Origin of the sequence: Vibrio sp. vnigr-6D03 (assembly GCF_002835515.1) — a bacterium.
Lineage (GTDB): Bacteria > Pseudomonadota > Gammaproteobacteria > Enterobacterales > Vibrionaceae > Vibrio > Vibrio penaeicida.
Genome location: NZ_PIZL01000022.1, coordinates 15,553 through 42,429, shown reverse-complemented (window position 1 = coordinate 42,429; position 26,877 = coordinate 15,553). Strand labels below are relative to the sequence as shown.

Sequence of the window (26,877 nt, the reverse complement as noted above, 5' to 3'; positions counted from 1 at the left end):
TTCGTCTCCACCGTGTTGGTGTCTTATTGCTTCTCTCTAAATTCTAAGACATATCTAACGAATTTGATATATCAACAAGGCCAAATGACCAACAAATAACACGCTTATTTGATCTCGTTACGATTAATCAAACCCTGTTATGTGTGGATTGTAGACTTGTTTCGCCCGCTTTGTTTTGAGCTATACAGTGCTTTATCGGCAGATTCTAACCAAGCTAAGTAATTTTCCATTTCGGAACTAAACTCACTGATTCCAAGGCTTACTGTAAAAGTTATGTCACCTTGGTCTGTAGGAACGAGAGTTTCCTCAATACGTTTTCTGAGCCTTTCAGAAAAATAGTAGGCTTGATCAGAATTAGTATTAGGTAACAACACTGTAAACTCTTCGCCGCCATATCGACCACAGCAATCGGCTTGCCTAGCTGTTTTCTTCAGCAGATGTGCTGTTTGCCTAATGACGCTATCACCAGAACTGTGTCCGTAGGTGTCATTGACCTTCTTAAAGTGGTCAATATCGAAGATGACTAACGATGCTGGAGTGTTTAAGGTTTGACACTGAATAAATTGCTCACTAAGACACTGCTCCCAGTGCGCTCGGTTGTACAATCCAGTGAGGCCATCTGTCCGGCTGAGGTGGCTCAGTTTTTGGTTGGTTTCTCGTAAATGCAGTTTCTTTTTTGCTATATCAGAAACGTCGTGAATCATGAGACAAATGTGTGTGACTTCTCCTGTTAACGCCTTAAGAGGTGTAATGACGACGTTTTGGTACATCACAGACAAGCCATTTGATACAGGAGAAAAGTTATTGAATTCGAATAGGTAAGGTCTGTCTTCCCAGCTAGAGAACCCTCGCATTTTTAGCTTTACCGAAGCTTCGATCTTCGACTTTAACCATTCAGAAGGAAGTTGTGGAAAGAGATCAAACAGGTTATTTCCCATAATAATGTCAGCGGTGATACCACTGTAAGATTGCATGAAGCTATTCCACGTACACACATTGTAATGTCTGTCGAGAACCACCAGCCCTGAATCCATGTTATCCATCACTTGCAATGCCCAGTGAAAATCTGAGATATCAAGCGTTATATCTGACATTACATCGTCTCCAGAATGCGTTTAATTTTGCCAACTGATCGTGAATCAATAAGGAAAAGCACTTCACATTCAAAGTTAATGGATTCGGCAAAATACGTGTACTCAATGGTAAATAGCTCGCCCATTCCACCGACGTTGAGTGAATTAATTTCTTGATGAAAATGATCGATAACCGCGGGTTGACGCAACGCAAACTGTGTACACATCTGCTCACCAAGCGAAACAAGATAAGACGCGACCAATAAATTGGCGATGTTGATGACCACTTCATTATAAGAGGATTCTTTAACTTGAAACCCAAGGCTTTGCCCCATTTCCTCTATCTGATTCCCTCGCATACAAACGAGAGCTTCACCATGTATCCCCCCGCCTACAAAACGTTGGGCAACCGCAATTGCCCCTTCTCTATGCAGTACGTCTTCTAATGTCATGGCAAGTTCACCAGAGCTTAATAAGCCGACATTAGGTATTGGGATATGGATAAATTCACCCAGATGATCTGAAATGATCGCTGCACCTCGACCTAAAGAGATATTGGTAAGCTCTTTGAACTTTGTCATTGGATCAAGTTTAGGAAGAGGATCAGAGGAAGCGCTTTGTGAATACGTCAATCCAATGATTGGAAACAAGGGTCTGGCGATTTCAGGATTGAGAGGTTTTTCTATAAATTCATAAGCGCCAAGGTTTCGACAACGCTCTTTTGCAGCCTGCTGAACGTCACCTGAAACAACGATAACTTTTGTTGGGTAATTATTTACTGGGAGAGCGGAAAGTACTTCGTAACCATCCAGAACTGGCATCGTAAGATCCAGAAACATAACGTCGATGTTCTGCACTCTCAGTATGTCCAGAGCTTCCTGACCGTCACCAGCAAACAGTATTTGTTGGTGCTCAGAGTTCGCGATACAACGAGCTACAGACTTTCTCGCCAGAGCCGAATCGTCACAGATAAGTACTTTCATAACAAACGCATGGGATTATTTTCCTGAATCAACATCACACTATAATGTATTGATTTTACAAACCTATGCTTTAGTTTAGTTTTTGTGCTCAAAATCGGAGTTGCTTCACATCTGCTAATGAAAAGAAGATCTTGATCAGATCATCTGATCTTATCGCCATCAGCGTATCGGCTATATGTGGCATATATAACAGTAACAACAAAAAGTTATGGGCTACTATTGGTGTGAGGCTATTCAACTTATTAATAGGGACCGGATATGTGGCAATCCATAGCGCAGCAACTTTCTGAAGTACTCGTTTTTGATTACAAGATTTCCGAAAAAGTCCATTTAAAAGGCGGTGACATTAGCCAGAGCTATATGATTAGCGATGGTGAGCAACGTTATTTTATTAAAGTTAACGATCGATCTTTCCTGCCTCGATTTGAATTGGAATCGGAAGGTCTTACCGCACTAAAACAATCTGACACACTGTTTTTGCCAGAAGTCGTTCACGTTGGTCATTGCAAAGATCATGCGTTTCTTATCCTTAACTATATCCCTTGCAAACCTCTGGAAAGTGCTAAAGCAAGTTATCGGTTTGGTTTACAGCTTGCTAAACACCATAGTTGGGGGGATCAACGTGAGTTCGGCTTTGATGCAGACAACTACGTTGGTGCAACGTTACAGCCAAATTCCTGGCATAAAAACTGGGCTCGATTCTTCTCTGAGCAACGTATTGGTTGGCAACTTCAATTAATGCAGGAAAAAGGCGTGGAATTTGGGCAATCAGACGAGATTGTTGCCGCCGTATATGAACGCCTTGCGGCGCATCACCCTACTCCCTCATTACTCCATGGTGACTTGTGGAGTGGAAACATATCGAATACGCCTGTCGGTCCAATGCTATACGATCCTGCGCCTTATTGGGGAGATTCCGAATGCGACATCGCTATGACGGAGCTCTTCGGTGGATTTATGTCGGACTTTTACCAAGGATACGAAAGCTTAAGACCACTCGACTCAGGTTATCAGTCGCGAAGGGACGTTTATAATCTTTACCACATTTTGAACCATTGCAATCTGTTTGGTGGGAGTTATCTAGATGACGCCCAAAATATCGTAGACAGCTTACGCTAAGAAAATTCGTACGGTTAAAGGCTCAAGATATATCTATAAGGTATTGGAATTTAGAGCACCAAATTGATTGTTCTGGTGAGTCTTTAACGCTCCTTTTATTTCGATACATAATTAATATTTCAAATTATTACGTGCTCGATTTTATATAAAATGGCGAATAATTCGTCTATTTCGTCCACGTTCTTACAAACTTTTACTCTTTACTTTTCAGCTCAGATGCATTTTTCTGACCGCCAACACGTGATCCAAGTCATTTTTCTTTGAAAATTTGCACTTAAGCATGTTTCATACTTAATTCAATTCGATTAGTAAGGCGAAGAGCTAGTATGAATAAGAATTCATCAGGGGATTCTACGTGATGTAAGGAAGGGTGTTATGAAAAATTACACAGAGAAAAGTGTAAAGTGTCCACATTGTGGATACACAATAGGCATTACCTTGGACTCATCAAATGGCAGCCAAGATTTTTACGACGACTGCCCAGCTTGTTGCCATGCAATTCATTTGAATATGTTTGTCGACGAGCAGCATGATAAGGTGCAGTTAACCGTCGATGCGGATGACGAACAAATATTTTAAATTCATAAGTTTAAGACTGTTTTTCAACGTTTCAATCGTATCAAAACCCAAAAGCGCACTGAATACAATTCAGTGCGCTTTTTCAATAATCATCATTAAATCAATGTATTACTAGCTAACTTCGATTTGCTAGCACTCTTTCTACGGTATCGACAATGGCTTGCGTTTGTGGGTCAAACTCTATATTAACCAGCTCGCCAATTGTGCGACTTCCGAAAAGAGTACGCGTGAGTGTTTCGGGAATAAGGTGGACACAGAATGTGTTACCTCTCACGCTGCCAATAGTGAGTGAACAGCCGTCGATACCAATGTAGCCTTTTTCTAGTACGTAACGCATTTGATCAGGCTCTAGCTCAAACCAAATGGTTCGATTGTTTTCGGAGCTTTCAATATCAGAAATTTTAGCGACGGTCGAAATGTGCCCAGACATAGAATGCCCGCCAATTTCGTCCCCAAACTTAGCAGCTCTCTCAACATTTATGCTGTCGCCCGCTTGGCATGCCCCTAAATTAGTTAGCTTCAAAGTAGCTTGCATTAAATCAAACCACACATGGCTGCCTTCTACTCTTGTTACGGTTAAACAGCAGCCGTTATGCGCCACTGACGCACCAATTTGTAGGTTTTCACCCAAACTGCCATTCAGCTCAACAATGTGAGTTTGGAATTCCTTTTTCTTTTCTATTGATATGATCTTCGCTGTACCTTGTACAATCCCAGTAAACATATGGCTCTCTTTTCTATACTCAACAAAGTTATTGGTATCTTACGATCAATTCTTTATTATGCGCCACTCTATCCCGATTTATATGCAGTATCGGAGTAATCTGTGCATCGTTATCAAAAAGAAGCCTCTCAATTAATTAAGTTAGCCACTCCTGTTCTCATTGCGTCCGTTGCCCAGACTGGCATGGGATTTGTCGACACAGTAATGGCTGGTGGTGTCAGCCCAACAGACATGGCTGCAGTTGCTATCGCGACGAGCGTCTGGCTACCCTCTATCTTGTTTGGGATTGGTCTTCTCATGGCACTCGTGCCCGTAGTAGCACAATTAAATGGCTCCAGTCGTCAAGTGAAGATCCCTTTTGAGATTCAGCAAGGGATCTATTTATCCTTACTGCTGTCGATCCCTATTGTTGGCGTGCTTTTTCAAACTCAGCAAATTCTTGATTGGATGCAAGTTGAAGCGCTCATGGCTGAGAAAGCAAACGGGTACATGTACGCCGTCATGCTCGCAGTACCGGCGTTTTTGTTATTTCAAACACTGCGTAGCCTTACTGATGGTTTGTCTTTAACAAAACCTGCAATGGTTATCGGATTTATTGGTTTGCTGCTTAACATTCCACTTAACTGGATATTTGTATACGGTAAGTTTGGCGCACCTGCGTTAGGCGGTGTTGGCTGTGGTGTTGCTACGACCATTGTGTACTGGATCATGTTCGGCATGATGTATTTTTATGTCGCGAACGCAAAGAAACTTCGTCATATCAATCTTTTTGGCGCGTTTCATCCTCCACAATGGAAAGCGCAACTTCGCTTGTTTAAATTAGGTTTGCCTGTCGCGGCAGCTTTGTTCTTCGAAGTGACTCTGTTTGCGGTGGTTGCATTATTAATAGCGCCACTTGGGCCGACAACCGTTGCTTCCCATCAAGTCGCCATCAACTTTTCTACCCTAGTGTTTATGCTCCCCATGAGCATCGGTGCGGCAGTAAGTATTCGTGTTGGACACAAACTTGGAGAAGAGAGTACAGAAGGCGCTAAGATTGCGTCTCGCGTCGGTATTATTGTGGGCTTAATCACTGCGTGTTGCACAGCATTGATGACTATTGTTTTCAGAGAGCAAATTTCTCTGTTATACACCGACAATCGAGAAGTGGTCTCTGTTGCAAGTGCCCTTTTGGTATATGCTGCGATTTATCAGTGTACGGATTCAATCCAAGTTATAGCCGCTGGAGCATTACGTGGCTACAAAGACATGAAAGCCATTTTTAACCGAACGTTCATCGCGTACTGGGTGCTTGGGTTACCCGCGGGATACATTTTAGGCATGACGGATTGGGTTACTGAGCCTATGGGCGCAACGGGTTTCTGGGTAGGTTTCATCATTGGGTTGAGCTCCGCTGCCATCATGCTCGGTCGTCGTCTTCATTGGATGCACAAGCAACCCGACAATGTTCAATTGGTGTTTTCGTCGCGTTAGAACACCAAAAGCAAACAATGAAAACAATGCCCAGATATTCTGGGCATTGTTGTTTTTATTGATGTATCTTTGCGTTTAGCACGTATTAAAGGTGCGTCTTACCAAGTTTACTCGAGGGAAATATGTCGTCGCGCGCACTGGCTATCGTTTGTGTAACAATGCTTTCAGGGTGTACCGATCCTGTACTTTCCATGTATGACGATTACATAGGTCGCATTGCCCGAGTTCAGGATGCTTCCTCTCTAAGCGCACCGGATACTATTTATATAAGTTTGCCAGACAAAAAGCTTCTCCAAACCCCCATTCCACGCATTTCCATTGGGCTTCTTGAATCTTATGAATTAAGGCGATGCGGACTTTTTGAACTGATAGCTGAACGGAACTCATCACTGGGCAAAGTTCAAGACGAGTTTCATTTGTTTGATTACGAAACGCGATTTATTACTGGCGTAGACAAATGCTTAAATCACCCAGATATATCTGAAGAGGTTCAGCGTAAGCTCAGCATCGCTCACACAGAAAAGAAGCGACATTATCCGCTACACCTGCAACATGTTATTACTCAAAGTGACGCTTGGCGTACTCAGCTCAGTGGCAATGAATGGTTGCCTATTGAAGGGGCTTTCGGGTTAACGGAGCTAGATCTGGCACTTAAACCGTTTTACCAGATTACATTGCAATTGTCCGATAACTCAAAAGACGAAGAGTATAATACAGTAAACGATCAATTAGTTACGCCGTCACAGAAAGTAATAGAAACGACTAATGTCATAGGCGCTCTGAGTTTTAGCTTAGTTAATAGTACCTTGTGGCTCAATCAAGCAACACAACAACTTAATCAGTTCGATGGAAACATTCGCTGTGGAGAGAAACGGGATAACACTCAGTTCACGTATATGAAAAATGTATTTCAAAGTCAGTATGTCGAGAAAATTCAACCTTATTTATCAAGGCTAGATAAAACATACAGGAAACTGAATGTCGAGCTGGCGGTCATTCTGCAAAAAACCAATGAAAGCCACCCAAGTTTTTACGAAATAGAGCAACATCATAAGGGGTTCAAATCAGCGATACTGAGTCATGTTAAATACTGGCAAGGGCTGTTCGCTAGGTGCGGAGGCGCGCCAGGATCTTAACTCGATCGTTTTAGTTACTCTACTCTTTCACGCAAGAAGCGAGCAAATCGCGGTTTTCCAGATTCTGTACGTCCGTTGAAGCGGTAAGTGATCGTCGCACCAATGGGCAGTGGTTGTTTTCTCATTGAATCTTTTAGCCCACTTCCAATATAAAACTCTTTACCGTTGGCACAACGCACCAGATACGAGCCCAGCATTCCGTGGTACTTTCCTTCTCCCGGTTTGTATCCAATGATTGTCGCTTCCGCATCTTCGTGTTTTTTTAGCTTGAGTAAATCGTCTGAACGCCCTGCTCGATAGCTTCTGCTCACCTTTCGAAGCATTAAACCTTCGCCATAATTGTCATCGACTCTGTCGAGCATTTTCATTAGCTGAGAATGGTTAGAGGCAGAAATGTGCTCTACATATTGAATATGGTGTCGATCGACGGTTTTTACCCAATTTTTTATGTCGTAATAACGCTTCGCATAGTCACCCGCTGAGTGAGGCAAATCGAAAATCATAAATTGGATGTTTTTCCATGCGATGTCAGATGGGGTTTTGTCCATAACTGTTTGCTGAACAACATGAAACATACCTCTTCCCGCCCACAACTCGCCCTCCATTTTCAAAGAAGGGAGCCCTTCGGTGAACCAAGCAGGTGCGTGGATCTTAGTCCCCTTCCGAGTGTAAAGTGATGTGCCATCCCAGACAGCGCGAATGCCATCCAGTTTTTCTGATACCCAGTACTCATCTAGATTGATTTCCGACGAATACTCATTGGCAAGTAACAACGCGGGTTCTGCTGGTCTTTGTGCTATCGCCGATGCACCCGAGACTGCAGCCAAAATGACGCACGCTAAAATCCTTTTTCTCATTTCTTCCCCTTATATAACCCACTTGAATTCAGTCACTTGAATAAATTGGATTAGTCAGGGTATTTGTATCAAATTGCTCACTATTATCGCGACGTGTTCATCCGGTATATGCGAGCCGATCACTTCAATACCTTACGATGGATGTAAACAGTTGCAAAAAGTTCAGAGAAAAATCACTTTTTCTCTTCGAGGTGCCATTTGTCATCAATGCGTAATGGTATTGTCGAATCCGTCTTATACTCAAACCACCTCAAGATACTAGGTTCAGAGAGCATTGCTTGATTTTCAGGCAAGGCACCAATTTGCAGATCTAGTGGTTCTAAATCAAGAGAAGCAATCAGACGGAACTTACCGGTATTATTTTTTACGTGACGGTATTAAGAAAGAAATCGTCCCAGCTCTAATGAGTCAGTACCTAGCAGCCTTTCGAGCGGAATTTCAGCCGCCTAGTAATACATCTGAATATTTTTCGTGGGTAAATGCTGTAAAAAATTACTCGTTTGATTTACTTCCTTCAAACGCTACTGAACAGCCTAACCCTTCTCCAGTTCCACCAACTCAAGTTGTCACTGCCTCCACCGGATTGAAAGTTGGACCAGCAACGGAAGGGCTTAATACAACGTTGGATAATTTTGATGTTAATCTCCGTTTAGAATCGGTCACAACCATATTGGATCTTATCGTGCTTTCTGAGCAACTTGGTACGAACGTCAACATTTACTCTCATATAGAAAGCAATCCAAAAAAGGATCAACTGCTTACAGATGGTATTCAAAAGCTTCAAGCGGAAACTGGGCGTGATTACTCTCGTTTCTACACAATAATTGAAACAGATAATGGTCCGAATAGCTCATGGGTTGAAGATGCTCGCATCATGAGCCGCGATGGTAAAACTGTCTATATCCCTGCGGATATTTCCAGAAAGGCTTCCTACGACGCACAAAGGTTTATAAAAGCTTATTTGCCTAAAACCAACACAAACTTTGGTCTTGAGGGAAATACTAAACGTGACGTTGGGCTAACTGTTGATCAAGGCGGACAACATAACCGCACAATCAAAAACCTTGTGAGCACTCAAAGCCCTATCACTATTTATCGAGGAAACAGCTACATTGAAGGCGGTAACCTGCTTTCTGGCACCATGCAAAAGGGAAATCCGTATGCTGTAGTTGGTACAGATTCAGTCGTGTTAACAGCTCAACATATGAGCGAGAAATACCTTAATTCGCCTGAACTAGCACCCTCGTTCTCTCCAGAGAGTATCGCAGCAAGAATAGCGAAACTGGCGATTGATGAACGGGATCCTTCATTTCAATACACACTAGGAAAACTAACTAAAATTCACAATAACCTAGGCGACCAAGCACTGCGTACTATGGCTCGAGAAATGTTGGCGAAAGAAGATCTCGCTAAAGACATCATTGCCGAAGACATCGGGTTAGTTCGAAGTGCAGTAGCGTTTGTTCCTCAGCCAGGTTTCCATTTAGATATGAAAATGCGACCTTTAGAAAATGGAGACATTTTGGTCAATGATGAAGCCGAAAATCAAAAGCTCTTGTCGCAAGCGCTTAGATTCGCAGCAACAGACGTAGAACGTAGCCAACTTAACGACATGTTGGAACAATCTCGTATCAAGCAAGAAAGTGCCAAACATTACACGCCGTTAATTAAGGCTGAGTTAAGGAAAATTGGGCTTAACCCCATCTCCTCTCCAGGCGTATTCGAAGGTAAGTCAGCTGTACAACCGGGCGGAATTGCAAACTTCATGAACAGTGTCCTTGTTGAAAGTAACGGACAGAAACTTTACCTGACAAACCACGCAAGAAACTCTGCGCTACGTAAAGCGTTCCAGGAACACATGAGCGTGCTAGGTTTTGAAACTAAGTTTTTAGGCGACAGCACGCCAATGATCGCGCAAAACCCACTAATGTTGTTTGGGTACGCACAATATCTAGCTGGTAAGAACTTAGGAACTCAAAAGGAAATGGAAAACGTAATAAAAAATATGACCGAAGCTGAATTCAACTTGGCTGTGCGTTCTGGTGGGTTAGATTGTTTAGAGGTTCACTACCCATAACTTCTTATCACCAGTATTAGAATCGAAATACACCACTGCAAGGCTTTGCAACATGCAAAGCCTTTTAAGCGTACATATTTAAGAAACATACTTTTGACCTGTGCCAACAAACTCTGCCATCCAGCTTTTTGCAAGTACCGTAAAAATCATTCCTTGGTTTTAGTCAAATTAGCTGCGACAATCCACGCGTAATCAATACACCAACGGATACTTATGAAACTTTTAGTTCGCAACCTCGCTCGCTCCACTTCTGAACACGACATTCGAGTTCTATTTTCTACTCATGGCGCTGTCGCGGAATGTAATCTCGTATTAGATCAAGAAACGGGAAACTCAAAGGGTTTTGCGTTTGTTGAGATGCCGAACGATGACGAAGCAAAAGCAGCAATCAATGCGCTAAATATGACAAGCGTTGATAAGAATAAGATTCGCGTTAAGCGATCAGAAAGCTAGAATATCAAATCAAAAGCCAACCATACTTTTCGTTGGCTTTTGGTTATCTGAATGACCCCTTCAATCTTATTCCCCTTGGCTAACTTAGGTTCCAAGCAATGCAAACACACTAATCGCAAAAAAAACAATCCAAGATAAATGACGCCCTTTTGAACCAAACAATGCAATCAAAAAGTGGATAAAGAACGTCAGCGCAATAATTTGCCCAATCACTTCCTTCGAGAATGTCGGCTGAACTGTTACCAGCAAAATAGCAGCAAACCCTAACCACGCGATCGATGTAAGGTGCCACGCAAAGCGAAGCGTTTTTTTAGTAAATTCATCGCTCCCCAATACTTTAGGAAGATCGTCTCGCCTAAATAGACGAATTAAAATGTATCGCTCCCCTAGATATGAATGCGCAATGGCAACCATTACCAACAAAAAAGCGCCAAGATAAATAAGTGTCTCCATCAAGCCCTCAACTTACTCTGTTCGTACCAAATCGACCTTTCGTTGCTGTACGTTAGCACCATCGGTATAAATTCAGATTAATAATTTCAATACAGCTAATGCTCACAGCCATTCTGATGTGGTCAGTCGCAAGTAAAGCAGAGAAAAGCGAATGTGATGGTCAAATTTCAGGCACAAAAAAGCCCGCTTTAAAAGTGGGCTTTTTTTAATTTGGTGGGTCCGGGCGAACTCGAATCGCCGACCCCCGCCATGTCAAGGCGGTACTCTAACCAACTGAGCTACGGACCCAAATTTTATCTTTCATAAAAATGGTTTTAAAACCCTAATTATGAAACAAGGAATGGTGCGTCCGAGTGAACTCGAATCACCGACCCCCGCCATGTCAAGGCGGTACTCTAACCAACTGAGCTACGGACGCATTCCCTTGGAACGAGGAGGATATTACCCATTGCAGCTCAGGGGTGCAAGTGGAAATTTTAGGTTTTTGAACTGGTTGGCGTCTTTGTCATCAGGTTGGTTACAAAATGATCCAGCCAATGCACCAATTCGGCATTTGTTCTACTCAAAATAAAGTGCATTCCAGCTTGAGTTATCAATGAAAAGACAGTGGTTAAAATGTAAGGCTTAGCATGTTGCTACCAAACTGACCAAAACAAGCTGTTTGTATAACAGGCTTTCCCAATTGAGCGACTGTTCTCTCTATAATCCTGCCGCAACGTTGTTTTTCAGGATGTATAGTGATGCCTACTCTTTTGATCTCGTTATTTTTTACAATATGTACGCTATCTGTATTTTCTCAATTTAATCTTGAACATCAGAATGTTGTACATAAGAAGGCTGGATTTGGAAGCTTAGCGACTGATCAAGCATTTCCAATGAGTAATGACCAATGGGAACCAAAAGGTCAATGTACTCCGAACAGTGTTGAAAGTTGCTGGTTTAGGCTAGATGTTTTGAAGTACGAGCAAGATCTTTACTCTATGTACCTAGTAAACAAAACACTTTCTCAAGGCACCATTTATTACTTATCCCAAAATACAATGGTTGAGCACCATGAGTTCGACAATATGCGCTCAATCAGTTTGGATAAACACTTTGTTTATGATCAGATATATCTAAAAGCGCCTGAAGGTCAGTTCAGCATTTTTAACGCGCTGATGATTAAAAATGATGACTTGTTTGATCAATTGATAGCCAGAGACACTTTCGTTGTTGCCCTTATGACGGCATTTGCCGTTCTCTGCCTTTTTTACGCACGATTTAAATGGTATGAAAGCAAGTTATCGTCGGTTGCATGCCTCGTCTATATGGTGACATTCACCACCTTTTGCTTTTATGGCTTTGGCTTTTTACCGTTAAGCAATATCAATGAGATTGGGATCTCGAACAGTCAATGGCTTCACAATGACTTACTCTACGCCTGCTACATCATTTCAATTTTTTCATTTCATTTAACCATTTACTGTAAGGAAACGGGAAAGATTGGCGTAAAGTATGCCACGGTTATTGGCTCGGTTATCGCAACACAGATTCTGGTACTGAATATTTTCCAAGCCAGTGAACTCAATCTGTTCATTAACATGTTGGCTGGTGTTCTGGTTTTCTACCATCTGATTTCACACAAAGATACTCGCTACAAGCCCTTCATTATCAGTATGTACGCTGTTTGCTTTAGCATTTCACTTCTGATCGCTATCGCCACCTACCGTAATACCGATGTTACGAAATATCTGTTTCTCATTCAGACAATGTATTACCTGTTTCATGTACTGATAATCGTGCTTTGTATATATGAATTGGCTGATATGCGTGTTGTTAACTTCAATGATTATTCAGCACGTAAAGGGAGCAAAAACATAGATCCGCTAACTGGTCTACTGGATGCAAAAATTCTTGAAAATAAGGGACACCTACCCTCAAGAAAATTTATATATTTTATCGACATAAAAAACATCGACACAATTAACCGTCGTCAGGGACGAGCGTTTGGTAATCACGTTTTAATCAAGTTATCACGTGAACTAAAGCAGATCGCGTTAATGAATGCTGGGGATTTGTATAGAGTAAAGTCTTCGAGCTTTCTGCTGATAACAGACACATCGTCATCTAAAAACCTTATAAGCCTGTTTGACGATAATCTAAATTATTCAACTGAAACAAAGATAGACATTTGTTTTGGGCGTTATGAGGCAAAATCCGCTGACTCTTATAAAGACTGTTTATTCAAAGTACAGTTTTGTTGTAATAATGCCTGTGATTCCAATGTGCTATATAAAGATTGGAACGAAGAAGATCATTTTATGATCTACTGCTTACCAGAACGGAAAAACGATGCAATAGCCCTTATCCAATCACCTAGCCTTAAATGTTACGCGCAACACATCTTTCCCATAAAAGAACATAGCAATAGACAAAAATTCGAAACCTTGTGTCGACTTCAATACGGCACCCACTGTCCACGCGTTATAACTGCACCTCAATTATTGAAGGTGGTGCATTTTCACAGTATTGAATCGGTTTTAGACACAGCAATGCTAATGAAAGCGGCTGACGTTCTCACTAAATTTAAAGAGGTCGAATTGTCCGTTAACATTACGCCTAGTTCTCTTCTGGAAACCGATATCCTTACATACTTACACTCCCTGCCCCATGACGTGCGCACAAGGTTGTGCTTAGAGCTGACGGAGCAAGCATTCTATTCCATGGATGATGATTTCTCTTCAGCGTTACAAAACCTCAGAACAACAGGGGTAAAGATAGCATTGGACGATTTCGGTTCGGGGTTTTCTAGCTACGCCACACTTTCAAAAGAGGTTTTTGATTTCATTAAGATTGACGGCTCATTAGTCCAAAACGTTGAGCAGTCAAAGTTTAAACAAAAGATGATCGCATCCATTGTTGAACTGGCCGAGCTTAACGGTTCTCGAATTGTGGCTGAATTTATCGAAACGGAGACAGAGCGTTCCATTCTAAAACGATTGGGGGTGCAGTTCGGACAGGGATACCTCATTCATAAGCCTCAGCCTATTGAATTTGCGTTAGAAAACGGAGAATACGCCGATGAGTCAGCATAAAGACATCGAAAACTTTCGTGAACGAGTTTTCATTCGGTTATCGATGGTTTTAGGAATGCTTTGCATCCCTTTAGCCATTCTAAATTACGTTTTGAAAGATTACGCGCTCGCCACGTTTCAGGCGACATACAGCATTATCGCTCTTATTACGCGATTTTCGTTCGACGTCTCACCAAACAAAAAGAACATCATTCGCGCCCATACACTCATGTTTAGTGTGGTGATTCTCTACGCGGTTGTTACAAAACCGGTAGAAGAAGGTGTTTTTCAATGGTCCATATGTTTACCGCCTATCTACTACTTCCTACTAGGTAAAAAAGAAGGCAGTTTCAGCTCTTGTTTCTACTTGGTGATAACGATTGCAGCGCTGCTTTTCCATTGGGATAACACACTAAGCATTACCATGGTTAACTTTGTTTTTGCTTATGCCCTTGCGGCATCCATTTGTTTTACCTACGAATGCAAACGAAACACTCACCAAGTCCATTGGGAGAAATTGGCTCACTTTGACTTTTTAACGGGTGCGTTAAACCGTCGGGCGTTGGATTGCTACATGATAGGTAATAAGAAAACCAAGACACCGGCCCCCGCGATAGTTTGCTTTGATATCGACAATTTCAAACACATTAATGACAATTTCGGACACGATGGAGGCGATAAGGTTTTGATTGATATTACTAAACGTCTACAACGGTTTTGCGGTACGGAATCGGTATACCGTATAGGAGGTGAAGAATTTGTGATTACGCTTTCAAAAGAGCTAGTAGACTATTCTGGCTCGGTGAAAACGGCGGTCGAATCCATAATGCGTTGCATTTCTGTTAATCCGATTCTGCATAACCATGAGCATATATACACAACGGTAAGTGGCGGTGTCGTTACGTCACAATCTTATGATACCCAAATGTGGGCAGAGCTGGATGAAAACCTTTACTTGGCAAAAAACGAAGGAAAGAGTCGTATTTATAAAGATAAGTCACTCTTTTGCCATTTTAAGTGAGGACAAAAAAAGCTGCCTATTGAGGCAGCTTTGACGTAGTGCAATGTGACTATTGCTTTTGCTCTCTTAATTGTTGAGAGCTTGAATATATTTTTAAAAGAATTAGGCGTTTTGAAGAACACCGCGTCTGATTTGGTCTTCTTCTATCGATTCAAACAGCGCTTTAAAGTTGCCCTCTCCAAACCCTTCATTACCTTTGCGTTGAATGATTTCGAAGAACACTGGACCAATAACGGTTTGTGTGAATATTTGAAGGAGGATGCCATCTTTCAATGGAGCGCCATCAATAAGAACTTGCAGTTCTTTAAGGCGATTCACGTCTTCTCCATGCCCTTCTACGCGTTGATCAATTTTTTCATAATACGTATCAGGCGTAGGCATGAAATCCATACCGCGATCACGAAGAGTCTTCACGGTTTCGTAAATATCGTCTGTCGTCAGAGCAATATGCTGAATCCCCTCGCCGTTGTACTCTTTTAGAAACTCTTCGATTTGCGACTTGTCATCAGAGGATTCATTGATTGGAATACGAATTTTGCCACAAGGTGCTGTCATTGCACGACTAACAAGCCCTGTTAGCTTGCCTTCAATGTCAAAATAACGGATCTCTCGAAAATTTCCGATGCGCTCATAAAAACCAGACCACACGTCCATATTTCCTTGATGCACATTGTGGGTTAGATGATCGATAACATTGAGCCCAACATCTTTTGCTTTTAAGCGCTCATCTGCATCTTCATAAAAAGTAAAATCAACATCATAAATTTCATTTGTGCCATAGCGGTCTACAAAATATAAGATGCTTTCACCAATACCATAAATACCTGGGATGCTTAGTTCCATTGGTCCGATTTCAGTTACGTATTTTTCACCGCCATTTTCTAGAGCGTGAGCAAGTGCTTTTGCCGCATCCTGAACTCTAAAGGCCATACCACAAACCGATGGTCCATGCTCTTCCGCAAACTTTTCTGCTTGGCTGTTAGGCTGGCCATTTACGATAAAGTTGATGTCACCTTGGCGATATAGCCACGCTTCTTTGGAGCGGTGTTTCGCTATTTCCGCAAAACCAAGTGAAGAAAACAAAGATTTTAAATCGTTAATGCCTTTTTCATTTGCTGCTGTGTATTCAACAAATTCAAATCCGTCGGTGCCAAGTGGGTTGTATGAAGTATTCACTGCCCTTTTCCTCCATGAGCTGAGTATTCGCTGAATCGCGAAGTTATTAACAACATGGATGAAAAAGTGCTAGTTGAAAATAGATGTTAACAAAATGATAAAATCATTAAATAAAATCGCGAGTGTACAACAATATTTACACTTGAAGGAGACGGGCTAGATTTAGCTTAAAAACAAACAAATAGAATACATTTTAGGTCGTAAATTAAAGTGGTCACACCCTAAATTCTCGTTACATCTAGTTAACATTCAACAGTTCACCATTTTCTGCATCCAGATAAATTTTGTGCTCTCTTTCTATGCCACCGCAATAGGTGTAATACACATCACGTGGGCGATAATCTACCGACTTTAGCCATCCACCAATCTCTTTGAAATCGTTATTCGTACATATTCCATCGTTTATAAGAAGTTGCGATACCGAAAGAAACAAATCTCGGTGATTCAAAAAATTGTCGGACCCTTTAATCGCAATTTCCAAGCGACCAGAGCGAACTTCCGCTAGATTTTCTGGGACAGAAGAGGAGAGAAATTGTTCAGAAACCCATTGAGCGAATTCACCATCACCATACTTATGATATTCAGAAATTCGAGCCCAACCTTGATTCGACTCTAAAACCTCCACTTTATCGCCTATGTCCAGTACACGAGAAATCGGCGCGTTTGTGCCTGGTTCCCGTCTAACATTTAAACTACTCGACGAAACGTAATATTCACCAAGTTCGATTGTGGCAAGGTTCTCTTTGCTTTCAAGATCCATAATGGCACCATCGGGATCGGGTTCTTGCTCAGCCATTGTTGTTTCTGTGTTCGCTGCCATCATGGCTTGAGGCATCATGACAAAATAGTAGTATGCCCCACCGCCACCTAGACCCAGTAAAACCAATAACAACAACAGTTTTTTCATTTTTTCTATCCTTTCACTACTTCTTTAAAGAATAGCAGCGTTTGTTTGATATTTACTATCGAGACCAACTTTGATCTAAGGCATCCTTATAATAATGAGATTTAATGTAATGTTCTGATTTAAACGTGACTTTGGAAGGCGAACGGTTATTTTGCGAAAAGACCGAAAGAAGACACGCTAACAACACCAAATCACTCATCCAATTCCACTCTTATCCATATACAGAGGTCTCATGCCACAAGTGAACCAACAAAGACTTGTCGAACATTTCATGTCATTAGTAAAAATTGATAGTGAATCTAGAAACGAAAAACAAATGGCGGAAACCGTTTCTGAACAACTCGGTCAATTGGGATTTGAAGTTAGAAAGCAACCCGTTACCGAAGATATCTCTAACGGATTCAATGTTTATGGGAAACTAAAAGGAACACTCGATGGCAGTGTTCTTGTGAGTTCACATCTAGATACCGTTACCCCTGGTAATGGAATTGTACCTATCGAAGAGAATGGCGTCATAAGAAGCGCGGGAGACACGATCTTAGGTGGGGATGATAAATCTGGAATCGCTGCATTATTTGAAGCGGTTCGAACACTTCAAGAAAGTGCACTCCCTCATCAAACTATCGAAGTCGCTTTTACCGTTCATGAAGAAGGTGGGCTTCATGGTTCAAGGCAGTTCGAACTTGATAGTGTCGAGTCTGATTACGCCATCGTTTTAGATTCTGGTGGTCCCATTGGCACCATCATTACGACGGCACCCGGTCAGCAAAATTTAAAAGTAACCATTAAAGGAAAACCCGCACATGCTGGGCTAGCACCAGAAGAAGGGATTAATGCAATGGTGGTCGCTTCAGAAGCCATAGCTAACATGACATTATCTCGCATTGATTTTGAAACGACAGCAAATATTGGCGTCGTCTCTGGAGGTCAAGCAACGAACATTGTAATGCCTGAGATCTACATCGAGGCTGAAGCAAGATCACTTGATGATGTAAAGCTCGCTAAACAAGTTAAGCACATGGAAGACACCTTTAAGCAAGTTGCAGAGAAGCACGGTGCTTCAGTGAACATCGAGTCTACTCGCGCTTACAACTCATACAAAATAAGCGCCGATGATGAACATGTCTCTTCTATTAAGGCAAGCTTTGAGTCAGTTGGTATTGCAGCAGCCACAAAATCTACCGGCGGCGGCAGTGATGCTAACATTTTTAATAGCAGAGGTTTAAAGACCGTAAACCTATCGACTGGTATGGCGAAAGTTCACACTACTGAAGAGTTTATTAAAGTCGAAGACATGGTTGATATCACGCGCTTTCTGGTTAAACACTTATCGTCGTAATATTCTGACTATTAGGTAATTCAATACCTACCGCGCCAAAGCAACACTTACTCTACAACGGCACTTCTACAGTGCTGTTGTGTTGTAGACGTATGATTTTTTGAAGTATGTATTTAGCCTTAACGAATACCGTTAATCCTGCCATTTGAATTTCATTTTTTTAATGGTGTTTTTTGGCACATCATGTATCGAGATGAAGTTTCCGGTACAAACAACCACTTCAACATCCACATTGAAATGCGTTGCCATTTCCAAGTAGGGTTCCATTTCCCAGTGCTCTACAAACGTATTAGAAACAACAACGTCCTGACCGTTTTTTAGCAAATGCTCAGTTTGACCTTGGCACCATCTGTGGGCTTGATGGAGTTTGTGGGGGTTAAATTGATAAGTGCCGTGCTTATTTACAAAATACATATCCGCTTCGACATGGTGGATAGATAAAGATTTTGCGTAAGTTGATTTCCCAGAACCAGGTAAACCACGAACTAAAACTAATCGAGGCACAGAAATCCTAATACACGTTAAGAGTTGATAATGATATCTCTGTAAGGTCAGAAGCAGAGAACAAATTTCATTTGGGGATTTTACTGCCCAAAATAGAAATCCTCAATAGGTAACAAAGCGATCTCAATGATTGAGCCAAGAGGCTTACGGCGTTTTATCTGCGAGTTATTGAGAGTACACGCGGTCACGACCCGACATCTTTCCTTTATAGAGTAAATCATCGGCACGAAGCATGAGCGTATCTATTGAGTCTCTGTTTTCAATAGCTTCAACTAAACCGATGGTAATCGTAATTGAGGTTTCATCTCCTTCATGGTGAATCACGGTGGTACTTACTTTTTGCCGAATATCCTCCGCCAGTTGGACAGCACCGATGATATCTGTATCAGGTAAGATGACACTGAATTCTTCTCCTCCAACTCGCGCGAGTACATCATTGTGACGAAGCCGGCTTTTCATAATGGATACAACTTGCCTTAGTACTTCATCCCCAAACAAATGACCGAAATTGTCATTCACTTCCTTGAATTCATCAAAATCGATCATCATCAGGCAAAATGAACGCCCACTTCGACAAAATCGCTCAAACTCCGCATCTAGCCTCTCTATGTAAAAGCGACGGTTATAAGCTCCGGTTAATGGGTCAGTTATGGCTTGTTCGCGAAGCTGAAGCTCTAGGATTTTCTGTTCGGTAATATCACGGATGGTCCCAATTAACGTATTGGTTCCTATTTGAAAATCGGCCATTTCATGAACCCAAATGAAGGTTCCACTGGAGTGCTTGATCATGTGCTGAACATCGTACTTACCGCTTATCTGAGCGGCTTTTTCACTTTCATTTACACGACGCTGATGTTCCTCTGCAATCAAGCTTTTGAAAAAGGAAAGGCTTGGGTGCACTTGGCCTCGCTCATAACCAAGAATGGTATAAACCATGTCCGACCAATACACGTCACCCGTGTCTAGGTTGCACTCCCAATGCCCTAATCTACCAATTTGATGCGCGGTTTTAAGCCTGTGCTGGCTACTTTGTAATTTGATTTCAAGTTCTTTCTGCGACGTGATATCGGAAATGGATCCAATATAGCCATTCGTTTTAAAAACCGGGCTTTTGAATTTTCTAATGGAATCCAATAGCCAGATGTCGTGTCCATCTTTGTGCCGAAATCGATACTGACGTTTGAGAATCTCCCGAGTACTCGATTTTTGCCATTCAACAAAAAGGTCACTTTCTGTTTTGCACACACTTAAAGGAAGCTGTTTTCCCCAAAAACCCCTTGAATTCACGATTTCAGATTTTTTATACCCTGTCATTTCTTCTACGTCTTTGGATATAAATTCAATGTTCTTCAGTGGGTCGTCTTGGCATCGATAAATAACATTGGGGCTGACGTCTATCATGGCGTCAAGTTCGGTGTTCATAGAGGCTAGATTTTGGGTCATCGTTTTACTAGTCGTGACATCAATATGCGTGCCCACTACCCACTCTGGGTCTCCATGTTCATTACGCGTCATTAACTTTCCGAAATCTCTAACCCAGATTTCTCGACCATTTTTGTGGGTCATACGAACTTCACATTCATAATAAGGAAGTTCACCGGAAAAATGACGCATGAGTACTTTCTCTGATTCTACTAAATCATCTTCATTGCAATGCGCTATCCACGTATCAATACTGATGGGCATTAATTCTTCTAATTCATACCCAATGATTTGCGCCCATCTTTCGTTAAATACGACCTCTCCAGTTTGTACGTTCCACTCCCATGTTCCTGCTCGAGAGCCCTCAAGCATGGTTCGAAACTTAAATACGTCAGACGATTCCTGATAGTTGGATTGATCACCTATTTGAGCAAACCTTACCTGCCACAAGGTGTCTTTCCCTACTTGAATAACGTCAATTCTACCTTCGCTTGTCCCTTCCGAGCTCTCAACCATGACTCGTCCATCCCGAAGAAAGCTTTCTACTGTTAGGTGAGTGGGATGGATGTCTTGACCAGATAAAAGCCATGTAATTTTAAGATTGGAGTCGGCAATAGATTCTAGAGTTGGACTTAACAGCCCACTTAGCTCCAATTGCTCGTTTTTCCCTAAGATGTTCAGCTCACTGTCGAAAATAACGGTGTATTCACTGTACGGCATGCCCTACCTCGCGAAGGTATTTTGTTTTACATCTAGCAATATAACCTACCCTGTTATACCAAACATTTAACAAAAAATTTGTTGGAATTGGTTTGTGTCTGCACATTCTCCCCTTTGGGAAGCTGTTCTTCTATCCATATCATCGCCAAAGAACTCGGAAACAAGTCGTCACTCAGCTGCGTTCTCTTTATCAAATTGAAACAGAATTTAAGGCTATTAACCCTTTATCTTGCGGTTGCTTTGGGTATAAATGTAGACCGTCTGTGAAGTATTCCCATTAAACTCATGGACCTACCTCAGATTTATTCCAAAACAGAGAAGCTAAACACAATTTCTAATTAAAGATGGAAATATATTTACAAATTTCATGGATAAAATCGGGCGCGTAATATTGTTTATGCAGCTCATTGCTGTTATTTCTATGTTGTTTTGATTTAACCAAGGAATGGATACCTGTGAACACAAACAAAAAATGGTTGGCAACTGGGTTAAGTGCATTGTTTTGTTCGACTGCACAAGCAGGAAATGTGAGTGTGACTGCCGGCGGTTTTTACTCTAGCGCAGATACTTCGATGGGAGCCTACTCCCCCAATCTGAGCAAAAGTTTTGATCTTGATTTTGAGTCTGACTTGCGTCTTAAGGAGCGGGAAATACTTCCTTACCTTCAAATTGAATATGCATTTAACTCAAAACACAGTGTTTATTTAGATTGGAGAAGCCTCCATCGAAACTCATCCGTTTCTGCCGCTCGCTCTTTTGCCGTTTCAATTGACGACAAATTGTATGAAGCAGAAGTTGGCGCAACAGTTCAATCTACTCTGAATATCGATTTGGCACGGCTTGGTTATTCGTATTCTTTCTTTGAAAGCGATAAATGGGATCTAGACGTAACGGCAGGCATCCATATTATGCAGCTACAAATCGGTATTGGCGGTGAGCTATACCTGCAAGGTGGAAATACCAATAATGTACTTGGTCTCGGAAATTATGCTTTTACTGACGTAACGGCACCTTTACCCGATATTGGGCTAGAGGCCGAGTATTCAATAAATGACGATTGGAAAGCCATTTCGCATGCTCAGTTTTTCTACATAGAATTCGATGGCATTAAAGGGCTTCTGGTTGATGCCAATTTAGGTCTTCAATACAGTTTCAGTGATAGCTGGCATGCCGCTGCTACTTATAGCTACTATGAAGTGAATGTAGATTATGGTGCGGATTTGGCTGATTTGAATGTCAACTTTCAATTTTACGGACCGATGCTCACATTAGAATATCAATTCTAATTATTATACTCAGGCTACCTCAAGGTGCAGGATTCAGAGCTCTATCTTCTGTTTCAATTCAAGCCTCTCTATTTCAAAATCAGGAACGCAGTGGAATGACGAGTCCTTTCCAAGTTCTTTAACGATGAAATGGGACAGAAGATAAGCTCCCAAGGGCGAGTTTGCTTGGTTTTCATGCTGCGTTACCGACTCTTGATTTAGAACCCTAGATCTTCAAATCGGTGTCTTGCCTGAAAATCAAGCAATTCTTGCTGAACCTAGCATCTTGAGGTAGCCTGAGTATACAATGAAAAACCCAGGTGCTAATGCCTGGGTTATTCTTTGACTAATACTAACTTGCCCTAACTGGGCTAACTGGCGACCGCTATCCGACCCACCAACATGTCATGAATGTATTGCTCTATAAAATCATCCAGCGCTTCTAGCTTTGAACCAACAACCCAAAAGCTTTCATATTCAGCAACCAGGAACTCATGCCCTTTAGTTGTTAACTGATAATCTGAGAGAGCGGTACTATCAGATGTTTCTTTCCTTTCAATAATCCCAGCTTCAATTAAGTCTTCAAAGCGAATACCAAAATCTAGGCAAAAATCGAAAAGTGGCTTACTTCCTCGTTTTAGTTGCTTGTTCTTCCACAGATCACGCTTTTCAAAAAAGCACGCTGAAATGTTCACCTGTTCGATGTCGATTGTTTCTACGTTAGATACAGACATAATATGTGTTAAAACCTGATAATGAGTTATGTCATACCCGAAGTAGAAATGTGGCTATTTTATTGCAACACCTACATCGAGCTTACCCAGCCATATGAGGAAACGTTTTACGTCGTCTCCTTTGAATATACCGCCATGCTGAGGGCAAAGCATATCAATCTCTAGCTTACTGACCTTCTCTATCCATGCAGTCTTAGCTCTATTTGAGGGCATCCACCTTTGGTGAAAATACTCCATTTTTGGTATATGAGCATCAAAATCTTGTACAAACATGGGGGCATCTATAGCATCCAATGCTGCACCAATGTCTCCTGACATTAATATTTTAGCTTGTGGATCGTAAACTGAGAAATTTCCAGACGAATGCATGTAATGTGCGGGTATAAATTGGATCTCCATTCCAGAAATATTGAGATTACGCCCCTCATCAGGAATTGGTGCATATTCCACTTTTTCCATACCAAAATGGCGAATAAAGCCTTCCCAAAGCCAGGGAGAGTGTAACTTGGCTTTAGTTAGTGCCTGATCCCACAAGCCTAAAGAAGAAATAATATCTGGGTCTTGGTGTGATGCAAAAAGATGAGTAATGTTTTCTATCGGAACTTCCTTTACAACGCAGCCCAGCATGGCTGAAAAGAGTTCAATGCCTCCCGGATCAAGCAGTATGGCTTCATCTCGGTTAGTTATCATGTACTGATTGGTGTCCACGATACCATCTGGTTTCTCTGGATCACGACCAAAAACAACCCAACGATGTGAACCTTGATTAAAGAGAACTTTTGCTTGCATAAACTACCCTAGTCAGTTCGGAAAATAGATTTAAGGATTGAAGGACATGGCTTTGAATGGAATCGGCAGACTGCGACACGCTAGTCGCAATACTATTCAATTGGTCTTGGTATACTTCACCAGCTTGTGATGCTTCTACACTGAGCATGGTAGAAATAATTTGCGCTGTTCTTAGTTCACTGTGTAACACCCTCAACATGTCATTTAACCCTTTAGCTTCACGTTTAAATTCAGCCATGAGCTCACTGTGATGTGTATGCGTTACAGCAATGGCAGGTTCCAAGCTATAGATAAATTGTGCATTCGTTGCGGTTTTATAGACGTCTTCAAATTTGATTAACGCCGATGCCGCGCGCGTTTCTGCCGTTGCGATCCGGCTTAACTTTTGCGCTTTCTTATTGATGACTTTAGATGACTGAAGTGTGGTTCGAACCAATTCATCGATGGAGTCAGTAATAGGTCTAAACCCGGCGGCACTTACTCCAGCTCTTAGCGCTAACGCCCTTGCGTTACTCGCTATTAGCAAAAGCCGTTTCGCAATAACCATGCCTTTATTGAGCTCCGCTGCTACTTCCGCGGCAATAACAAAAACGCGTTTTTCGGACATATTTCTTCTTATATAAGCCAACCTTAATATTAATATAGTTCAATATTGCTCATTACATACAACGTTAGTGTGGTTATTCAATCCACTGAGTTCTTTTTCTTGAATTGAAACAGAATATGGGGCTCTGAATCCGGCATCTTGATGTCACTGGGTATACAATAGGCGAACTTTCATGAACATCCCGATAAACAGAAATGATTTCAACCAGTAAACTCGCTGAAAAATTGAATATTAAAGCAGGTGCTTTGTTTCAAGCGCTAGAGAAATACGAATTCGTCTTCAAAGAAGAAGAGCATTGGACGTTAACAGAAATAGGCTGGGCTCAAGGTGGGCGCTATAAAGAGTCAAAGCAATACGGGCGTTACATTGTTTGGCCTCAGGACTTATATGTTCCTTTATACGACTCAAAAGAAGACAAACTGACCGCAGCCCAAGTGGGTGAACGACTTAAGTTAACTTCCCAGCAATCGAATCAACTGCTTGGTGAGTTGGGGTGGATTCTCAAATCTGATGGAGGCTGGGTAGCAAGTACATTGGGTAGAAGAATGGGCGCTGAGCAAAGGCATAACAAAGCTTCTAACATTGATTACGTTGTTTGGGATAAAAGTATCATCGTGAATACGCGGTTACTCTCTTCTGCAGAAGAATTATTAGGGTGCCACGTTAGCCAACGATCCACAGATAAATCTTACTCTAATTTCCGACAAAAATTTGAAGCCAAATTTCATTGTGCAGATGGTCACTACGTGCGAACAACCGAGGAAATGCATTTAGATAACTGGTTGTATCTCACTGGTATTACACATGCATACGCCCGAATGTTACCGATCGATATCGACGTTCAATCTTCATTCTACTTACCTAGAGTAAACCTCTATTTAGAAATACACCCGAATAAAACGGATACAGAATTGGAATCCGAATTTGAGCTTAAAATCCAAACATACAAACGTTATGGTCTTGCTGTTGTGAGCATCTCTGCCGAAGACTTAGAAAACTTGGATAAATCTATGCCGGCACTCTTTGCCAGTAATGGAGTGACAATGTCACAAGTGAAAGGTAAAAAATAACCCGAGTTTGAGAATCTTCAACTCGGGTTACGCTTTTATCGCCCTAGGGTTTAGGACCAATTAATTTCTTCAATAAAATCTTCTGTATGTCGACAATTTGGATAACGGCTGCATGCATAGTACCGTTTTCCCTTGTGCGGACCTTGCATCCCCACTTTCACTACCATTGGAGACTGGCATTCCTTACAAAATCGAACCTCGGGTTCGATATCGATAGTGTCGACATATTCAGCTAGTACCTTTCTCAATCTTCCTACTTGATAGGCGTACTTTTCGTTAGCACCGATTAAAGGAATGCCCGACGTTTTACAAACGTGCATTAGTAACTTTTCTCTTTCCGCCTTGGTCTTGTTCAGCTCTTTGCCGTTATCAAACTCAATAATGCACAATACTTCGAGTGTACCAGGACGGCAGACCACAAAGTCTAGGTGCTTTCTCGCAATACGATTAAATGCCGCTAACCACTTTTTCTTATCTTTATTTGGTGCAGGCATCAATACGTCTGCCATGTGTACTTTTGCAAACACCAAGGCGCGATTATCAACTGCGGTGATCAGTGCGTTATAAAATGCCACCTCAGGACCGCTCATTAAGTTTCCAACCTTCTTATAAGGATAGGTGATCGGTGCATAGCGTTTCGCAAAGTATTTTTGATAGACAAGAAATACTGTTACCAAGACAAAGAGCAAAATTGCAACGCTCTGCATATTTAATCCTTTTAGCTAATCTAGTTTGTCGTTATACCCACTAACACGATCTGATTATACCCGAGTCATAGCAAGTCGCTAGGAAGGATTGGGGTTTTGCGGTTGTTTTTGCTGTACTTTGTTACTCGAGTATTTATATACTCCACCGCATGAACACAGAATTTATCTTTCAATTTGTACTTTTTTTGGGGCTTTTATCAACGGGGTTAGCGATATGCTTCTCGGATGCCCGTCACAGAATCATCCCCAACAAGTACGTCCTCATCATCGCGGCAATATCCATCACGTTAGCATTAATTAATGGGTTTATTCTTAAGTCATCACCCTATGCGGCTTTGGTTTTCATTGTAGGGTTTATCGCCACAATCATAGGTATTTGGGGTGGTGGTGACACTAAGCTTCTAACGGCTTTTACACTCGGTATTAAGCCAGAATTTCTCACCCTTGCCCTTATCTTGATGTGCTTGCTCGGAGGGTTACAAATCGTCGTCATGTTAATTAGATACAGGAGTTTTCAGGCAATTAGAGAAAAAGGCATAGCCTATGGTATTCCGATAGTACTGAGTTTTACTTTTTTTGCGTTCGTAAGCTTATAGGCACTTCGCTCGAAAAAAACGACCTTTGGCTTTACCTTCT

Annotated in this window: 25 protein-coding genes and 2 tRNA genes; 12 read left to right on the top strand and 15 right to left on the bottom strand. The window is 41.7% G+C overall.

What is annotated here, in order from left to right:
• Positions 1 to 137: 137 nt before the first annotated feature.
• Together CW749_RS18730 and CW749_RS18725 are read right to left on the bottom strand one after the other, a co-directional pair.
• Positions 138 to 1,094, bottom strand: coding sequence for a diguanylate cyclase (locus CW749_RS18730; RefSeq protein WP_101113799.1), 957 nt, complete (start codon positions 1,092 to 1,094; stop codon positions 138 to 140).
• The gene (locus tag CW749_RS18725; protein WP_101113798.1) at positions 1,094 to 2,056 is read right to left on the bottom strand and encodes a response regulator; all 963 of its coding nucleotides are present in this window, start codon (positions 2,054 to 2,056) and stop codon (positions 1,094 to 1,096) included. Before CW749_RS18725 ends, CW749_RS18730 begins: the two co-directional genes overlap by 1 nt.
• A gap of 258 nt (positions 2,057 to 2,314) precedes the next feature.
• Here CW749_RS18725 and CW749_RS18720 point away from each other — a divergent pair, with 258 nt between their 5' ends.
• Together CW749_RS18720 and CW749_RS18715 are read left to right on the top strand one after the other, a co-directional pair.
• Complete coding sequence (locus tag CW749_RS18720; RefSeq protein ID WP_101113797.1) at positions 2,315 to 3,175, top strand: fructosamine kinase family protein; 861 nt, start codon at positions 2,315 to 2,317, stop codon at positions 3,173 to 3,175.
• Positions 3,176 to 3,550: 375 nt separating this feature from the next.
• Positions 3,551 to 3,754 (top strand): CPXCG motif-containing cysteine-rich protein, encoded by a 204-nt coding sequence (locus CW749_RS18715; RefSeq protein WP_101113796.1) that lies wholly within the window; start codon positions 3,551 to 3,553, stop codon positions 3,752 to 3,754.
• Between the two features lie 115 nt (positions 3,755 to 3,869).
• On the opposite strand, the gene CW749_RS18710 is transcribed toward CW749_RS18715, so the two are convergent.
• Positions 3,870 to 4,478 (bottom strand): riboflavin synthase subunit alpha, encoded by a 609-nt coding sequence (locus CW749_RS18710; RefSeq protein WP_101113795.1) that lies wholly within the window; start codon positions 4,476 to 4,478, stop codon positions 3,870 to 3,872.
• Positions 4,479 to 4,580: 102 nt separating this feature from the next.
• On the opposite strand from CW749_RS18710, the gene CW749_RS18705 reads away from it, so the two are divergent.
• Positions 4,581 to 5,951 carry an MATE family efflux transporter gene (locus tag CW749_RS18705; RefSeq protein ID WP_101113794.1) on the top strand — a complete coding sequence of 457 codons (1,371 nt, stop codon included), beginning with the start codon at positions 4,581 to 4,583 and terminating at the stop codon, positions 5,949 to 5,951.
• Between the two features lie 122 nt (positions 5,952 to 6,073).
• A complete protein-coding gene (locus CW749_RS18700; RefSeq protein WP_101113793.1) occupies positions 6,074 to 7,087 on the top strand; it encodes a DUF3080 domain-containing protein in 1,014 nt (337 codons plus the stop codon).
• A 14-nt stretch (positions 7,088 to 7,101) separates the two neighbouring features.
• On the opposite strand, the gene CW749_RS18695 is transcribed toward CW749_RS18700, so the two are convergent.
• Entirely contained in the window at positions 7,102 to 7,944 is an 843-nt protein-coding gene (locus tag CW749_RS18695; protein ID WP_101113792.1) for a DNA ligase, read from the bottom strand.
• Positions 7,945 to 8,218: 274 nt separating this feature from the next.
• Between CW749_RS18695 and CW749_RS18690 the strand changes: the two genes are divergently transcribed.
• Positions 8,219 to 10,021 (top strand): hypothetical protein, encoded by a 1,803-nt coding sequence (locus CW749_RS18690; RefSeq protein ID WP_145997865.1) that lies wholly within the window; start codon positions 8,219 to 8,221, stop codon positions 10,019 to 10,021.
• Between the two features lie 213 nt (positions 10,022 to 10,234).
• A complete protein-coding gene (locus CW749_RS18685) occupies positions 10,235 to 10,474 on the top strand; it encodes an RNA recognition motif containing protein (protein ID WP_101113790.1) in 240 nt (79 codons plus the stop codon).
• An 84-nt stretch (positions 10,475 to 10,558) separates the two neighbouring features.
• On the opposite strand, the gene CW749_RS18680 is transcribed toward CW749_RS18685, so the two are convergent.
• The 3 genes from CW749_RS18680 to CW749_RS18670 form a co-directional block, all read right to left on the bottom strand.
• Entirely contained in the window at positions 10,559 to 10,927 is a 369-nt protein-coding gene (locus tag CW749_RS18680; protein ID WP_101113789.1) for a hypothetical protein, read from the bottom strand.
• A gap of 211 nt (positions 10,928 to 11,138) precedes the next feature.
• Positions 11,139 to 11,215, bottom strand: a tRNA-Val gene (locus tag CW749_RS18675).
• A gap of 53 nt (positions 11,216 to 11,268) precedes the next feature.
• Positions 11,269 to 11,345 (bottom strand) — tRNA-Val (locus CW749_RS18670).
• Positions 11,346 to 11,667: 322 nt separating this feature from the next.
• Here CW749_RS18670 and CW749_RS18665 point away from each other — a divergent pair.
• Both CW749_RS18665 and CW749_RS18660 read left to right on the top strand, forming a co-directional pair.
• On the top strand, positions 11,668 to 14,001 hold the full coding sequence (locus tag CW749_RS18665; RefSeq protein WP_101113788.1) for a GGDEF domain-containing phosphodiesterase: 2,334 nt from the start codon (positions 11,668 to 11,670) through the stop codon (positions 13,999 to 14,001).
• Positions 13,988 to 15,001 carry a GGDEF domain-containing protein gene (locus CW749_RS18660; RefSeq protein WP_101113787.1) on the top strand — a complete coding sequence of 338 codons (1,014 nt, stop codon included), beginning with the start codon at positions 13,988 to 13,990 and terminating at the stop codon, positions 14,999 to 15,001. Before CW749_RS18665 ends, CW749_RS18660 begins: the two co-directional genes overlap by 14 nt.
• Before the next feature lie 102 nt (positions 15,002 to 15,103).
• Here CW749_RS18660 and hppD read toward each other — a convergent pair whose 3' ends face one another.
• Entirely contained in the window at positions 15,104 to 16,177 is a 1,074-nt protein-coding gene (gene hppD, locus CW749_RS18655) for a 4-hydroxyphenylpyruvate dioxygenase (protein ID WP_101113786.1), read from the bottom strand.
• Between the two features lie 238 nt (positions 16,178 to 16,415).
• The gene (locus CW749_RS18650) at positions 16,416 to 17,084 is read right to left on the bottom strand and encodes an SH3 domain-containing protein (RefSeq protein WP_101113785.1); all 669 of its coding nucleotides are present in this window, start codon (positions 17,082 to 17,084) and stop codon (positions 16,416 to 16,418) included.
• Positions 17,085 to 17,316: 232 nt separating this feature from the next.
• Here CW749_RS18650 and CW749_RS18645 point away from each other — a divergent pair, with 232 nt between their 5' ends.
• The gene (locus CW749_RS18645) at positions 17,317 to 18,423 is read left to right on the top strand and encodes a M20/M25/M40 family metallo-hydrolase (RefSeq protein WP_101113784.1); all 1,107 of its coding nucleotides are present in this window, start codon (positions 17,317 to 17,319) and stop codon (positions 18,421 to 18,423) included.
• A gap of 132 nt (positions 18,424 to 18,555) precedes the next feature.
• Here CW749_RS18645 and CW749_RS18640 read toward each other — a convergent pair whose 3' ends face one another.
• Both CW749_RS18640 and CW749_RS18635 read right to left on the bottom strand, forming a co-directional pair.
• Positions 18,556 to 18,927: an ATP-binding protein gene (locus CW749_RS18640; protein ID WP_201797018.1), complete on the bottom strand. Its 372-nt coding sequence runs from the start codon at positions 18,925 to 18,927 to the stop codon at positions 18,556 to 18,558.
• A gap of 165 nt (positions 18,928 to 19,092) precedes the next feature.
• Complete coding sequence (locus CW749_RS18635) at positions 19,093 to 21,069, bottom strand: diguanylate cyclase (RefSeq protein ID WP_101113782.1); 1,977 nt, start codon at positions 21,067 to 21,069, stop codon at positions 19,093 to 19,095.
• Positions 21,070 to 21,524: 455 nt separating this feature from the next.
• Here CW749_RS18635 and CW749_RS18630 point away from each other — a divergent pair, with 455 nt between their 5' ends.
• On the top strand, positions 21,525 to 22,355 hold the full coding sequence (locus tag CW749_RS18630) for a DUF481 domain-containing protein (protein ID WP_101113781.1): 831 nt from the start codon (positions 21,525 to 21,527) through the stop codon (positions 22,353 to 22,355).
• Between the two features lie 350 nt (positions 22,356 to 22,705).
• Here the strand turns inward: CW749_RS18630 and CW749_RS18625 are convergent, their stop codons facing one another.
• Genes CW749_RS18625 through CW749_RS18615 form a run of 3 tightly spaced genes read right to left on the bottom strand, consistent with a single transcriptional unit; the run spans position 22,706 to position 24,464 of the window.
• Positions 22,706 to 23,068 (bottom strand): hypothetical protein, encoded by a 363-nt coding sequence (locus tag CW749_RS18625; protein ID WP_101113780.1) that lies wholly within the window; start codon positions 23,066 to 23,068, stop codon positions 22,706 to 22,708.
• A gap of 54 nt (positions 23,069 to 23,122) precedes the next feature.
• Positions 23,123 to 23,857 carry an MBL fold metallo-hydrolase gene (locus CW749_RS18620; protein ID WP_101113779.1) on the bottom strand — a complete coding sequence of 245 codons (735 nt, stop codon included), beginning with the start codon at positions 23,855 to 23,857 and terminating at the stop codon, positions 23,123 to 23,125.
• Positions 23,835 to 24,464 (bottom strand): chemotaxis protein, encoded by a 630-nt coding sequence (locus tag CW749_RS18615; protein ID WP_101113778.1) that lies wholly within the window; start codon positions 24,462 to 24,464, stop codon positions 23,835 to 23,837. The genes CW749_RS18620 and CW749_RS18615 overlap by 23 nt, the downstream gene beginning before the upstream one ends.
• Before the next feature lie 194 nt (positions 24,465 to 24,658).
• Between CW749_RS18615 and CW749_RS18610 the strand changes: the two genes are divergently transcribed.
• The gene (locus CW749_RS18610) at positions 24,659 to 25,534 is read left to right on the top strand and encodes a glycerol kinase (protein ID WP_101113777.1); all 876 of its coding nucleotides are present in this window, start codon (positions 24,659 to 24,661) and stop codon (positions 25,532 to 25,534) included.
• Between the two features lie 50 nt (positions 25,535 to 25,584).
• Here CW749_RS18610 and CW749_RS18605 read toward each other — a convergent pair whose 3' ends face one another.
• Positions 25,585 to 26,241, bottom strand: coding sequence for a DUF2726 domain-containing protein (locus tag CW749_RS18605; RefSeq protein ID WP_101113776.1), 657 nt, complete (start codon positions 26,239 to 26,241; stop codon positions 25,585 to 25,587).
• A 149-nt stretch (positions 26,242 to 26,390) separates the two neighbouring features.
• Between CW749_RS18605 and CW749_RS18600 the strand changes: the two genes are divergently transcribed.
• Entirely contained in the window at positions 26,391 to 26,837 is a 447-nt protein-coding gene (locus CW749_RS18600) for a prepilin peptidase (RefSeq protein WP_101113775.1), read from the top strand.
• Positions 26,838 to 26,877: the final 40 nt, after the last annotated feature.